Raw genomic sequence first — 13,439 nt, forward strand, 5'->3', positions numbered from 1 at the left:
CGACCAATCAGTCGCGCGCGGCAATCATGCTGGCGATATCGACGAATTTCTCACGCGGCGAGCCTTCGCGCGCGGCGGCGATCTCGGCCTCCTCGATTTTCTTCCAGTCGCTGAAGGTGACCACCTCGAGCCCGCGCGCTTCGGCCAGCTCGTCGAAGCCTTCGCGCCCCCGCTTGTCTGCGCCGCCGCCGATATCCGCAGCGACCAGATCCACCACCGCATAACCATCGGGCCGGTTGGTCCCGATCGTGCCCGAAGGGCCGCGCTTGGCCCAGCCGACGCAATACAGGCCGGGGGCGATGCGGCCATCCTCGTTGGAGAAGTGGCCGCCGCGCTCGTCGAAGGGGACATCGGGGATGGGGGTGGTGCGATAGCCGATGCAGCTCACCACCAGATCGGCCGGCAGCTCGTAGATTTCGCCGGTACCGATCGGGCGCCCGCCCATGACTGCGGTGCGCTCGACCTGCACCGCGCGGACCTTGCCGTCTTCGCCCAGCAGGGCTTTTGGACTGGCGTAGAAATCGAAATGGATGGCGATCGGTTTCGCCTTGCGCGCGCTTTCCGGAAACGCCGCGAAGCTGCGCAAATGCGTCACCGATTTGCGCAGTCCGGGTTCGAGGATGGCGTCTTCGTCGATCGGCGGCAGATCGGCCGGGTCGACCAGGGGAATGGCGCGTTCGAGCTCGCCCAGCTCGCCCAGTTCCCTTGGGGTCATCATGATATTGTGCGGCCCGCGGCGACCCAGAATGGTGATGGTCTCTATCCCGCTCGCCCTGAGCCGATCGAGCGCATGCGCAACGATGTCCGAAGCCGTGAACTCGCGTTGGGTCTTGGCCAGGATCCGCGTCACATCGAGCGCGACATTGCCCATGCCGATCACCACCGCGTGCCTGCCCGACAGATCGGGATCGAGACCAGCGAATTGCGGATGGCCGTTGTACCAGCCGACGAAGGCGGCGCTGCCGAAGACATTGGCGAGGTCGTCGCCCTTGAGTCCCAGCGGGCGGTCTTCGGGCGCGCCGGTTGCCAGGATCACCGCATCGTAGAGCGCCTGCAATTCGCCCACGCTGACGTGTTCGCCGACGGCGACATTACCGACGAAGCGGACATGATCGGTGAGCGCGGTTTTTTCGTAGCGGCGCGCGACGCCCTTGATCGACTGATGGTCGGGCGCCACGCCGGTCCGGATGAGGCCGAAGGGCACCGGCAGTCGGTCGAAGATATCGACCCGGACCGCGTCGCCCCAGCGCTTCTGGGCCGCTTCCGCCGTGTAGTAGCCGGCAGGTCCCGAACCGATGATCGCAATATGGCGCATGCTCGACCCTCCGCTCGCGAACATGGCCCCGCGGCCAGCCGCTGGCAAGCGCAACGGCGCGCTGCGCATGGTTATGCATTCGTCAAGAATTAGCGATTAGGGCGGGTCTCAAGAACAACGGTTCGCGACCGGCAGCAGACAAATCAGGAGGCCTTGGCAGATGGCCATGGGCGGTTTTTTCTCGCGTGTTTCACGCAATGCAGGAGCGAACGACGGGGCGGGGGCGATGCAGCAGGTCGTTCCCATCGCGAACGATGATGCCGTGCGCCGGCTCGAACTGCTCGACACTTTCGAAAAGGCCGGTCTCGGCTGGTTCTGGGCGACCGATGCCAATGGCCGGCTGACCTATCTGACCCGCTCCGCCTGCGAAGCGCATGGCTGGGCGCCCGAGGATATCATCGGCACACCGCTGACCGAGTTGTTCACCACCGATACCGACGGCGCCGACGAGCGCGAGGGTCGCCCGCTCGCTTTCCTGCTCGGCGCGCGCAATTCGATCTCCGAACTGCCGGTATCGGTCAAACGCGCCCAAGAGACCACCTTCTGGGAGATCGCCGGCAAGCCGCAGCACGACGATGCGGGCGAATTTACCGGTTACCGCGGCAGTGCGAAGAACATCACTTCGAGCCGCGAGAAGCAGCGCGATGCGGAGCGCATGGCGCAGTTCGATTCGCTCACCGGCCTGTCGAACCGTCGCCGCATGGAGATGCGGCTCGACAAGACGCTCAAGTCCTACCGCAACTCGAAGCAGTGCTGCGCTCTGATGATGCTCGATCTCGACCGCTTCAAGCAGGTCAACGATACGCTGGGTCATCCGGCGGGCGACGAATTGCTCAAGCAGTTTGCGGCGCGGCTGCAGCAGATGGTCGGCCATATGGGCGACATCGGCCGGGTCGGGGGCGACGAGTTCCAGATCATGCTCCCCGATATCGACGATCGCGGAGTGCTCGGCGATCTCAGCAGCCAGCTGATCCAGATGCTCTCGCAGCCCTATTCGATCAACGGCCTGCGCGCGATCGTCGGGACTTCGATCGGCGTGGCCATTGCGCCCTACGACGGCCTTGACTCCGAGGAGATCGTGAAGGCCGCCGATCTGGCGCTCTATGCTGCGAAGGGGAGCGGGCGGGGCAAGTACCGCTTCTATTCGAGCGATCTCAAGGACGGTGCCAATCACCGCCGCCAGGTCGAGGAAGATCTGCGCGACGCACTCGTCAAGGACGAGATGGCGATGCATTACCAGCCGATCATCGACGTCAACACCAACAAGGTGTCGTGCTTCGAGGCGCTGATGCGCTGGGAGCACCCCGACAAGGGCAATATCCCGCCCGCCGAGTTCATTCCAGTTGCCGAGGAGATCAACGAGATCAAGGCGCTGGGCGATTGGGCGCTGGAACGGGTGTGCCGCGATGCCGCTGCCTGGCCGGTACCGCTGCGCGTCGCGGTCAATGTCTCGGCGATCCAGTTCGTCCACGACGATTTTTCTGCCATCGTCGAGCGGGTGCTCAAAAGCACCGGTCTCGACCCCAACCGGCTCGAGCTGGAAATCACCGAATCGGTATTCCTCGGCGACACCGGGCGAACCCAGCGGATGTTCGAGGAGCTCAAGGCAATCGGCGTCAGGCTGGCGCTCGACGATTTCGGCACCGGCTATTCCTCGCTCAGCTATCTGCGCACCGCGCCGTTCGACAAGATCAAGATCGACCAGAGCTTCGTGCGCGGCGCCACCGAGTCCGGCAACAACAACCGCGCGATCATGAGCGCTATCGTCGGCCTGGCCGAGGCGCTGGGCATGCAGACGGTGGCCGAGGGGGTCGAGACCAAGGACGAACTCGAACTGGTCAAGCAGCGCGGGGCAAGCCATGTCCAGGGCTATATCTTCTCCGCCGCCATGCCCAATGACGAGGTCCTTGCGCGGCTCGAAAGCAATTCGCTCGAATACGAAGCGCGCGGGCCGGAGAAATACCGTGCGGATCGTCGCACCGTTTTCCGCCGGATCGGGGTGATCATCGAGGACTGCCGATACCGCGCGGTCATGCGCAATCTGTCGAAGACAGGAGCCATGATCGAAGGCCTGGCAGAAGTCCCGCTCGGTACGGAATGCGTGCTCGATCTGGGCGGCGGCCAGCTCGCGGTCGCCACGGTGCGCCGCTCGCGCGGGGCGGTCCAGGGGGTGGAGTTCGAAAATCCGTTGATCAGCGACGGCGCCGAGGGCTGGTGCACGCGTCACCGTGTCTCGCCCTACGAGATCGAGGCCGCGGGCCGGCCTCTCGCGGCTCTGCCGCAGGATGCCTACACCATGCTGTTCGGCGAGCAGAAGCCGGTCGATGCCCTCGAGCGCAAATTCGTCGAGGTCGAAGTCGGTCCCCCCCGGGCGATCACGGGTACACGTCACGCCGCCTGATCGCGCGCTCTGAATGGCCTGATCGGGCGCCCTGAACGGGGAGTGCCTTAGCGAAAAGCTAACCATTGGCGCTTACTTCCAGCATGGCTCGTTGATAGCCTGAAAGCCGGTTCGAAGAGACCCCGCGAGCACCCGAGTTACATCGCAGGAAGGCTGACGGACCATGGGGGCGATCCCCTTTTCCGAATTGTTCAAGACACGCCAGAGCGCCGTCCCCTCGTCCGTGGAGGCTGCGGCAGACGGCGTGGCCGGTCCCGGACCGGTCGCTTTGGTCGATCACGAGAAGCTCGCGCTCGTCGAACAGCTCGAAGCCAGCGGCGCCAGCCTGTTCTGGTCCACCGATCCGCGGGGCCGCATCGCCTACCTCAGTCCGTCGATCCCGGTCATGTTCGGGCTCGCTTCCGATGAGCTGCTGGGCGATCCGCTGCAGGCGCATTTCGTGCCCGCGGATGGCGAGGCCGACGGCCGTTCGCTCGGGCTCAAGCTGGCAACGCGCAAATCCTTCGCCAACCTCACCGTGCGGTCGGTCCGGGACTCGGTCGATCTGGTGCTGCGCCTGTCGGGCAAGCCGCATTACGACGGCCTGGGCGAGTTCCTCGGTTTCCGCGGCACCGGATTCGACATCACCGAAGAATTCCGCGGCGAGGAAGAGGCGGCGCGGCTGGCCCGGTTCGACTCGCTGACGGGGCTGGCGAACCGCCACCGGATGGAGCAGCGGATCGACTCCACCCTGGCGGCTTTCCGCGCCGCCAAACGGCAGGCGGCGATCCTGATGCTCGATCTCGACCGTTTCAAGCAGGTCAACGACACGCTCGGCCATGCGGCGGGCGACCAGCTGCTCCAGCAGGTCGCCGAGCGCCTCCGGGCGGTGGTAGCGGGGCGCGGCGAGATCGGCCGGCTGGGGGGCGACGAATTCCAGCTGCTGATCCCCGATATGGACGACCGCGGCGAACTGGGGGAGCTCGCGAAGAAGATCATCGCCATGATCTCGCAGCCCTATTCGGTCGAGGAGGGACGCTGCACCATCGGCTGTTCGGTGGGAATCGCGATTGCTCCATACGACGGGGTCGAGCGCGACGAACTGACCCGCGCCGCGGATCTGGCGCTCTACGCCTCGAAGAACGGCGGGCGCGGCCAGTTCCGCTTCTACGCCGCCGATCTCGAACATGAAGCGCGGCTGCGCAAGCGGATGGAAGAGGATCTGGCGCAGGCGCTCGAGAGCGGGCATTTCTCGCTCGAATACCAGCCGCAGGTCGCGCTGGCGGACAACCGCGTCGTCGGGCTCGAGGCGCAATATTGCTGGCAGGACGAGGAACGCGGCCGGGTCACCCCGGAGACCTTCCTTCCGGTCGCCGAGGGCAGCCGGTTGATCGTCCCGATCGGCGAATGGGCCTTGCGCAAGGCCTGCGAGGATGCGCTCGGCTGGCCGGCGAGCTTGCGCGTGGCGGTCACTATCTCCACGGTCCAGTTCTTCGCCAACGGTTTTGCCGCGATGGTGGCCGAAGTGCTCGAGCAGACGGGGCTGGATCCCGCGCGGCTCGAACTCGAACTGCGCGAATCGATCCTCCAGGGTGATCCCGTGGCAGTCGACACCGCGCTGTCCGCGCTGTTCAAGCTCGGGGTGCGGCTGACGCTCGACGAGTTCGGCACCGGCTTCACCTCGCTCGGCTATCTGCGCCGGGCGCCGTTCACCGCGGTCAAGCTCGGCGCGGGCTTTTTCGAGAGCTCGGTTCGCCACGAGCATGGCGATATGGGGATGGTCCGCGCGATCGCCGCGCTGGCCGAGGCGCTCGGGATGGAGACGCATGCGACCGGGGTCCATGCGCTCGGACTGCTGGAAGAATTGAAGAAGCTCGGCGTTGCCGGGGCGCAGGGCTTCGTGTTCTCCGAAGCGCTTGCTGCGCCGCAGGTGCTGGAGGAAATCGCGCGCGGCGAATGGCGTCTCGCGCCCACCGACAGCGGCAGCCAGCGCGCGACCCGGCGCACCGTGTTCCGCAAGGTCGGGGTGATCCACGAGGACCATTATTACGAGGTGACCCTGCGCAATCTGTCGCGCAGCGGGGCGATGATCCAGGGGCTGTGCGACGTCCCGGTGGGCACCGCCTTTGTGCTCGACTTCGGGCAGGGGCAGCTGGCGGTCTGCACCGTCACCCGGACGATGGACGACACCCAGGGAGTCGAGTTCGAACAGCCGCTGGTCGACGACGGCGCAGGCGGGCTGTGCACGCGGGCGCGCGTCAGCCCCTACGAACTGGCCGCCGCGGGCGCTCCCCTGCAGGCACTGCCCCCCGGCAAGTCGAGCATCGGCGAAGCACCGCGCAGCTACCCGCAGTTCAAGCTGGCGAACGAGGCCCCGGCGCAACCGCTCCGCAGCGACTGAGCACCGCCCCAATCTGCCGCTTGGCGCGCGGTGCCGGCGCGGCTATGCGCGGGGGCGATGACCGACCTTTCCAAGATCCGCAATTTTTCCATCATCGCGCATATCGATCATGGCAAGTCCACGCTCGCCGACCGGCTGATCCAGCATTGCGGGGGCCTCACCCTGCGCGAGATGAGCGAGCAAGTCCTTGATAACATGGACATCGAGCGCGAGCGCGGGATCACCATCAAGGCCCAGACGGTCAACCTTCGCTACACCGCCGAGGATGGCGAGACCTACCACCTCAACCTCATGGACACGCCCGGCCATGTCGACTTCGCCTATGAGGTCTCCCGCTCCCTCGCCGCCTGCGAGGGCGCGCTGCTGGTGGTCGACGCCGCGCAAGGGGTCGAGGCGCAGACGCTCGCCAACGTCTACCAGTCGATCGAGCACGACCACGAGATCGTCCCCGTCATCAACAAGATCGACCTCCCCGCCGCCGACCCCGACAAGGTCAAGGCCGAGATCGAGGACATCATCGGCCTCCCCGCAGACGACGCCGTCCTCACCAGCGCCAAATCCGGGATCGGCATCGCCGAGGTGCTCGAAGCCGTGGTCAAGCGCATCCCGCCCCCCGTGGGCGACCGCGACGCACCGCTCAAGGCCATGCTGGTCGACTCCTGGTACGACCCCTATCTCGGCGTGGTCATCCTCGTGCGCGTCATCGACGGCGTGCTCAAGAAGGGCCTCAATGTCCGCTTCATGCAGGGCGGCACGCAGCACCTGATCGACCGCGTCGGCGCCTTCACCCCCAAGCGCGTCGAGCTGCCCGAGCTGGGCCCGGGCGAGATCGGCTTCATCACCGCGCAGATCAAGGAGGTCGAGCAGGCCCGCGTCGGCGACACCATCACCACGGTCAAGGGCGGCGCGGTCAAGGCGTTGGCGGGCTACAAGGAAGTCCAGCCGGTGGTGTTCTGCGGGCTGTTCCCGGTCGACGCCGCCGAGTTCGAGAAGCTGCGCGAGAGCATCGGCAAGCTCCGGCTCAACGACGCCAGCTTCTCCTACGAGATGGAAAGCTCTGCCGCGCTTGGCTTCGGTTTCCGCTGCGGGTTCCTCGGCCTCTTGCATCTGGAGATCATCCAGGAGCGGCTGACCCGCGAATACGATCTCGACCTCATCACCACCGCGCCTAGCGTGGTCTACCGCATCGCGCTCGGGCACACCAAGAACGAGGATGCCAAGGTCATCGAGCTGCACAATCCGGCCGATTACCCCGACCCCAGCCGGATCGAGATGATCGAGGAGCCGTGGATCAAGGCGGTGATCTACACCCCCGACGACTATCTCGGCTCGATCCTCAAGCTGTGCCAGGACCGCCGCGGGATCCAGACCGATCTGACATACGTGGCCGGCCGCGCGCAGGTGACCTACGAGCTGCCGCTCAACGAGGTGGTGTTCGACTTCTACGATCGCCTCAAGAGCATCAGCCGCGGCTACGCCAGCTTCGACTACGAGCAGATCGGGCTGCGCGAGGGCGACCTGGTCAAGATGAGCATCCTCGTCAACAACGAGCCGGTCGACGCGCTCAGCCTGATCGTCCACCGCGCGGTCGCCGAGGAACGCGGCCGCGGCATGTGCGAGCGCCTCAAGGACCTGATCCCGCGCCACCTGTTCAAGATCCCGATCCAGGCCGCGATCGGCGGCAAGGTGATCGCCCGCGAAACCATCGCCGCGCTGCGCAAGGACGTGACCGCCAAATGCTACGGCGGCGACATCAGCCGCAAGAAGAAGCTGCTCGACAAGCAGAAGAAGGGCAAGGCCCGGATGCGGGAATATGGGAACGTCTCGATTCCTCAGGAGGCGTTTATCGCGGCGCTGCGGATGGGGGAGGAGTGACCTCATTCTGAGGATGCGGGAGCGCCGCAGGCGGCCTGCCCCGGCGAAGGCGGGGGGAATGTGAGCATTCCGCAGGAGGCGTTTATCGCGGCGCTGCGGATGGGGGAGGAGTAGCTTTCCTCCCCGGCACGGGGAGGGGAACCATCCGCAGGATGGTGGAGGGGCACTCCGGCAGCGTGCGAGCGATTTTGGTTTCACGCGAAGACGCGAAGACACGAAGAAGGGGAGCACAGCAGGCCCTTTGCCATCCTCCCCGATTGCGATATATTCTGTGCCATGAACGAGCTGTCGCCCATCGTTTCCGAGTTCGAGACCGTCGAGCAGGCTGAAGCCTATGACAAGTGGCTGCGCGCGAAGGTCGAAGCCTCGCTGGCCGACACCCGCCCGCCGCTGTCGCACGACGCGGTCATGGCCGAGGTGCAGAAGATCATAGACGATCGGAAAGCCCGCTGAATCTGATCTGGCGGCAATCGGCCCGCTCGGATTTGCGCGCCATCGTCACCTATATCGCCGAGCGCAACACGCCCGCCGCGCAACAGATCAAGGATGCCATCGAAGCCTGCGCCGAGCGGCTGAGCGAGCATCCGTTTCTCTATCGCCGGGGCCGCCTTGCAGGCACCCGCGAAGCGGTGGTTCATCCCAACTATGTGCTGATCTATACGGTCGGCGCTGAGTCTGTCGAGATCCTCAACGTGGTTCATGCGCGGCAGCAATATCCGTGAGGTGAGTGGCAAGGTGGTCGCCCGCGAAACCCCGGCGCCTCCAAGCGCGGCTCGGCGCAAACCCGTCACCGGCAAATGCTTCGGCGGCGACATCCGCAAGAGGAAGCTGCTCGACAAGCAGAAGAAGGGCAAGGCGCGGATGCGGGAGCGCCGTAGGCGGCCTGCCCCGGCGAAGGCCGGGGGCAATGTGTCGATCCCGCAGGAGGCGTTTATCGCGGCGTTGCGGATGGGGGAGGAATAGCCTTACTCTGAGGATGCGTGAGCGCCGAAGGCGGTGTGTCCCAGCGGGAGCGAAGCTCGCCCAAGAGGTTCGCTAGTAGGAACGCGAGCATCGTGGGTAGCTAGCTTTTCGCTTCACTACGTAAGCCGACCGCTTTCCCCAACCTTATGCGGCATGTGGACGCGCGTCCGCCAAAAGCGCGTGAAGACTAGTCTCTTGGCTCATAACGAGATTTCCGTAACATGTCGTATTGAGTAGGCCTGAATTCAAAACAAGTTGCGTTGCCGCACAATTCTTTATAGGCTACAAGCATGAATGTTGACCTCCCGCCTAAGCGTCCTTGGCATCTCATAATGGCCGCCGTTATCAGCATTTTTGTACTAGTATTTTTTTACTTGATTGGGGTGCTACATTTCAGCCCAGCCGAATGGTCCGAATTTGGTGATTTTATGGCCGGTGCAGCAGGCGTTATTTTGACAGCACTCACGTTTTTGGCGCTTCTGTATACGGTTCACATCCAAACCACCGAATTAGGACTGAGCCGTAACGAACTTCGGCTTACGCGTGGGGAGATGATGCAAAATAGGGAGGAACTAGCTCGCTCAGCTCAAGCCCTTGATCAGCAAGTAAATGCAATAAAAGTCCAAAATTTCGAGAGAACGTTGTTCGACTCTCTGCGATTTTTAAATGAGGTTGTCGATCAATTTGAGTACCAGTCTCCTGTTGAGGACAGACCTCGAAAGGGAGCACAAGCTTTCTTTTCTATGTATCATCTCATCGCACATCCGAACTTTGGATTGGGAGCCCTTGGTGCTGAAGATGGAGATCAGATCGGCGCCCATCAACCCTTGAATCAGGCGTTAGATAGGTTGCGACCTTTGTTGGCAACTTACTTTAGAACACTGTACAATATATATCGATTTTTAAATGAATCGCCATATGCTGAAAGGGTGTATTATAATAGAATAATTCGCTCGCAGATACCAGACCACGCTATGGCAATTTTGTTTTACAATTCATTGACGGAGAGAGGGATAAAATTTCAAAAATATATAGTAAAATACAATATTTTAGATAACATACCTCACGAATTGCTTCTGAATCCACATCACGCCGAGATAATGGAAAATCTGCCAACAGAGGCTGCGGAGCAAGTCGAGATAGGTGAGGGCTAACCAAATTGGATTAGAACAAATTAAGCGATACGGCGTTCACGCTCGAGTATTTTTCTTCTGGTTCATGCCGCCTCCTTCGGCATTATCTAAAAGTAATGCTAGGAGCCGCGGGAGGCGGCCCCTGCCTGTTGGTCCCCGATCTTCAAAGATGAGTTGGCGGTCTGACTTTGAGAATGCCTCCACAAGTTCCTCAAGCTGGGTGGCGAGATGGGGGAGTAAGGTCCGGCAGTCACTTGCTCGTTCTCTAGCGAAGTCTGGTAACGCCTCTAGCGTGATGACATCAATAGTCGAAATTAATGGATGACTCCCAGAACCCCTCCAGTGAATTCTAGATTTAGAAACTTCCACTAATTCGAGCCTCCTCGTTGAGGAATTGTAACTAGCTTCAAGAAGTTTACTGTCGATTACAATAGTCGGAAATGTGACCAACCCGAAGTCTTGAATGTAGTTACGGGGTTTTTTAGCGCGATCTGCTTCCGTCACGAGAGCAGAACAGGCTTGGACTAGGTCGTCAATTTCCTGATAGAAAGTATCTTCTGAGCTAAATGCTTGACGACCGGTAAATCCAGGGATTTCAGGCGTTGCGAAAATCGCTAATCTCTTTAGCGAGTCTTCTCCACGCAAGAGCCACATTAGGGCATCGCCGATGTCGCTCCCAATGGTTTGTGCTATGCAAGCTTCTGGAGCCATTCGGGCGAACGGATCGGTGAAGATGATGATCGGTTTTTCTGCGGACGAACAACACTCAACGACCGTACTGATCCGAAGGAAACGCTCGCCGCAACTGACTGTGGCGTCTGCTACAACGTCGATCTGTTTCGGGTTTCCGTCCCTCGGGATTTGCGCAAATGTTCCTTGGAAAACACGCAGACCTTCGGCTTGAAACGCTGAAGCGCATTGGTATTCGAGTGGATAGCCCTCTCGGTCTAGCCATTCTTCAACCTGCCTAAACCAACCGCTGTATTTATTATCGTTCATTCAATTCTCCCTGTAAATACTGAAGTACGGATATTAGGGGTCTTCCATGAAGAGATATACGCTGCGCGACTATGAATACAATGCTTTACCGCTAGGAACAGGGTTCTCACTTCCGTCGTACTCAGCAATCTAAAACTAGAATGACGTGATGCGTCACAAAGCGCAAAAGTGATCCATCCTGAGGGCGGATTCGAAGCTTTTCTAAGAGGGCTTAAGGGAGCGAAAGCGCGCATATCCGCCCGGTCGAGCGCGGCGGACCCGACAGCATCCGCAACGGGCTGGCGCTCTCAGGCACCGCGCACTGGATGTTCGACCGGGGGTTGATCGGGCTCTCGGACGATCTCGACATCATGGTGTCGCGGCAGGTCAATGATCCGGCGAGCATCGAGGCGATTATCAACCCGACGCGCAAGGCCGTGGCACCCAGCCGCGAAGCGGAGCGCCCGCATCCGGCGTTCCTGAAATGGCACCGCGAGAACTGCTTCAAACTTTAGTTCGTCGCCCGCTCGATCAAATCCAGCGCCGCCTTCGGGTCCGCATCCACCATCCCCAGCAGCGTCCGCGCCGGGGCGTCCGGCGAGCGGCGATTTTGCTCCCAGTCTTGCAACGTCGCGACGGGGAGGCGCAGCTTGGCGGCGAATTTCGCCTGGCTGAGCCTGGTCTTGGCGCGGATCGCCTTGACGTCGGGGCCAGCGGCGACGCGGCCCTTGGCGGCGTCGCCCTGCACGAAGGCGATCGCGTCCTCCAGCCCGGCGACCAGCCCCTTGAAATCTTCGTCCTTCATCTGCGCAATTCCTTCTTCAAAACGCCAGTCAGTGCCTTGAACGCCTTTTCCTGCTCGTCGGTCAGCGTATCCTCGTCGGTCTTGTCGAGCATCCAGAGGAGGAAAACCGGATTGTCGCGATCGGCGAAGAAGCTGAACACGCGGTAACCGCCGCTCTTGCCGGTCGCCTCATTCGCGACGCGGCCCTTGCGCAGGCCGCCGGTCTTCCTGACCACCTTTCCGTAGTCGGGCGTCCTTGCGTAGACATCGTAGATGGCCGCCAGTTCGGCCGGGGTAAGGCCCAGCTTCTTCGCCCGCGAGGTGAAGGCTTTGGTCTCGACCACCGTGTGAACTGGTGCGTCATCCATTGCCGGCTAGATGCGGCAGTGCCGTATGAAGCGCAAGGGGAATTATGCGGCAATGCCGGAGCATGAGGCGGGGAGTTTTTGTTTGCGCCCTCAGGCGCCGGGCGGGGCGCATCCGCGCCCCTTGGCTTCGCGGCATAAGCCGCGGCGGGCGGTCGCCCTTGCGGTCCGCTGCGCGGCCCGGACTCGCGCTCGCCATCTAGGTCGCGCGCCTACTCCCACCCCTCATCCTTGAGCCCATGCCGGCGCGGGCCGGGGTCCGGCTCGGGCTCCTCTGCCTTTTCGCCCCAGCCGGGCGGGGGGAGGCGGATCGCTTCGGACTCGCCGGCGGCCGCGCGCGCGGCGGCGCCGTGGTAGTCGGGGTGCTCGGGGTCGTGCCACGGGTCGTAGCCCGCCGCGCGGTCCTCCTCCATGATGCGGTTGTGCTCGTCGAGCGCGGCGCGGGCGCGCGGGCTCATCCGCCGCATCCGGTTGGTGTGCATAGTGTCGATCCAGGCGTCGATCCGCTCGTAGCTCTCCTGCTCCTCCTCGGTGTCGCGCAGCGCGCGCTCGGCCTCCCAGGTCTCGCGCCATTCCTTGTGCCACTGCTTCTTGAGCCGCGCGAGTTCCGCCCGGTCGAGCGCGCTCAGCCCCCTGGCGCGGCCCTCGCTGAAGCGCTGGGGCGCGCGGTTGCGCAGGAGGAACATCAGCAGGCGGTCGTTGTGGACCGTGCGGCTGCCGACGAGCTTGCCGTAGGAATAGACCGGGACCTCGACCCCGTGGAGCGCGCGCTCCATCGCGACGTCCTCGATCCGCTGGATGCCGAGATCGAGCGCGGCCTGCCACGCGGCGCGGAACTCGCCCGCCTCCGGGTGGCGGCGCAGCAGATAGGCGCCGTGATCGGCGCGCCCGACCGCGCGGCAGGCGCTCGAGACGGAGCCGGTGTCGGCCAGCGCCTCGATGAAGGCGCATTGCACCGCGGGGGTCCAGCCGTTGGAGCGCTGCTTCTGGCGCGGGACGGGGGCGAAGGCCGGGAGCGTGCCGCGCGGGGAGTGCGGGGCGAGGGGGGCGGGTTCGGGCGAGTCGGGGGAGGTCATCCGCGAGGATGAAGCAGATTTGGGGCGTGTAGGAAAATGTATCTGGGCGGGCGGAGTTTTTGTTTTTCGCACGCCCATCCGGGCGCGCGGTGTCCTCGCTCCCTGCGGTCGCTGCGGGCGGGCGGTCGCCCTTGCGGACCCTTGCGGGTCCGTGCTCCGCCACCAGGCC

General features: G+C 63.1%; 12 protein-coding genes and 1 pseudogene. 8 read left to right on the forward strand and 5 right to left on the reverse strand.

Annotated features, from left to right (window positions below; translation table 11 throughout):
- Window positions 1-7: 7 nt before the first annotated feature.
- Window positions 8-1,315 (reverse strand): FAD-dependent oxidoreductase, encoded by a 1,308-nt coding sequence (locus ACQ5J0_RS11560; RefSeq protein WP_462567637.1) that lies wholly within the window; start codon window positions 1,313-1,315, stop codon window positions 8-10.
- A 226-nt stretch (window positions 1,316-1,541) separates the two neighbouring features.
- Here ACQ5J0_RS11560 and ACQ5J0_RS11565 point away from each other — a divergent pair, with 226 nt between their 5' ends.
- The 7 genes and pseudogenes from ACQ5J0_RS11565 to ACQ5J0_RS11595 all read left to right on the forward strand — a co-directional run bounded on the left by ACQ5J0_RS11565 (window position 1,542) and on the right by ACQ5J0_RS11595 (window position 10,088).
- A complete protein-coding gene (locus ACQ5J0_RS11565; RefSeq protein WP_462567639.1) occupies window positions 1,542-3,716 on the forward strand; it encodes an EAL domain-containing protein in 2,175 nt (724 codons plus the stop codon).
- A gap of 163 nt (window positions 3,717-3,879) precedes the next feature.
- Window positions 3,880-6,096, forward strand: coding sequence for a putative bifunctional diguanylate cyclase/phosphodiesterase (locus tag ACQ5J0_RS11570; RefSeq protein WP_462567640.1), 2,217 nt, complete (start codon window positions 3,880-3,882; stop codon window positions 6,094-6,096).
- Between the two features lie 57 nt (window positions 6,097-6,153).
- On the forward strand, window positions 6,154-7,971 hold the full coding sequence (gene lepA / locus ACQ5J0_RS11575) for a translation elongation factor 4 (RefSeq protein ID WP_462567641.1): 1,818 nt from the start codon (window positions 6,154-6,156) through the stop codon (window positions 7,969-7,971).
- 276 nt (window positions 7,972-8,247) lie between these two features.
- A complete protein-coding gene (gene relB / locus ACQ5J0_RS11580; RefSeq protein ID WP_462567643.1) occupies window positions 8,248-8,424 on the forward strand; it encodes a type II toxin-antitoxin system RelB family antitoxin in 177 nt (58 codons plus the stop codon).
- 32 nt (window positions 8,425-8,456) lie between these two features.
- On the forward strand, window positions 8,457-8,693 hold the full coding sequence (locus tag ACQ5J0_RS11585) for a type II toxin-antitoxin system RelE/ParE family toxin (protein WP_462567645.1): 237 nt from the start codon (window positions 8,457-8,459) through the stop codon (window positions 8,691-8,693).
- Between the two features lies 1 nt (window position 8,694).
- Window positions 8,695-8,934, forward strand: a pseudogene (locus ACQ5J0_RS11590) (hypothetical protein); the annotation flags it as partial.
- Between the two features lie 332 nt (window positions 8,935-9,266).
- Entirely contained in the window at window positions 9,267-10,088 is an 822-nt protein-coding gene (locus ACQ5J0_RS11595; protein WP_462567647.1) for a putative phage abortive infection protein, read from the forward strand.
- A gap of 36 nt (window positions 10,089-10,124) precedes the next feature.
- Here the strand turns inward: ACQ5J0_RS11595 and ACQ5J0_RS11600 are convergent, their stop codons facing one another.
- Window positions 10,125-11,066 (reverse strand): hypothetical protein, encoded by a 942-nt coding sequence (locus ACQ5J0_RS11600; RefSeq protein WP_462567648.1) that lies wholly within the window; start codon window positions 11,064-11,066, stop codon window positions 10,125-10,127.
- A gap of 233 nt (window positions 11,067-11,299) precedes the next feature.
- Here ACQ5J0_RS11600 and ACQ5J0_RS11605 point away from each other — a divergent pair, with 233 nt between their 5' ends.
- Entirely contained in the window at window positions 11,300-11,560 is a 261-nt protein-coding gene (locus ACQ5J0_RS11605) for an HNH endonuclease (RefSeq protein ID WP_462570101.1), read from the forward strand.
- Here ACQ5J0_RS11605 and ACQ5J0_RS11610 read toward each other — a convergent pair.
- The 3 genes from ACQ5J0_RS11610 to ACQ5J0_RS11620 form a co-directional block, all read right to left on the reverse strand.
- A complete protein-coding gene (locus tag ACQ5J0_RS11610) occupies window positions 11,557-11,850 on the reverse strand; it encodes a helix-turn-helix domain-containing protein (RefSeq protein WP_462567650.1) in 294 nt (97 codons plus the stop codon). The genes ACQ5J0_RS11605 and ACQ5J0_RS11610 overlap by 4 nt on opposite strands.
- Entirely contained in the window at window positions 11,847-12,197 is a 351-nt protein-coding gene (locus ACQ5J0_RS11615; protein WP_462567652.1) for a type II toxin-antitoxin system RelE/ParE family toxin, read from the reverse strand. The genes ACQ5J0_RS11610 and ACQ5J0_RS11615 overlap by 4 nt, the downstream gene beginning before the upstream one ends.
- Window positions 12,198-12,406: 209 nt before the next feature.
- Complete coding sequence (locus ACQ5J0_RS11620) at window positions 12,407-13,270, reverse strand: hypothetical protein (RefSeq protein ID WP_462567654.1); 864 nt, start codon at window positions 13,268-13,270, stop codon at window positions 12,407-12,409.
- Between the last annotated feature and the right edge of the window lie 169 nt (window positions 13,271-13,439).

This window comes from Qipengyuania sp. SM2512, assembly GCF_054954005.1.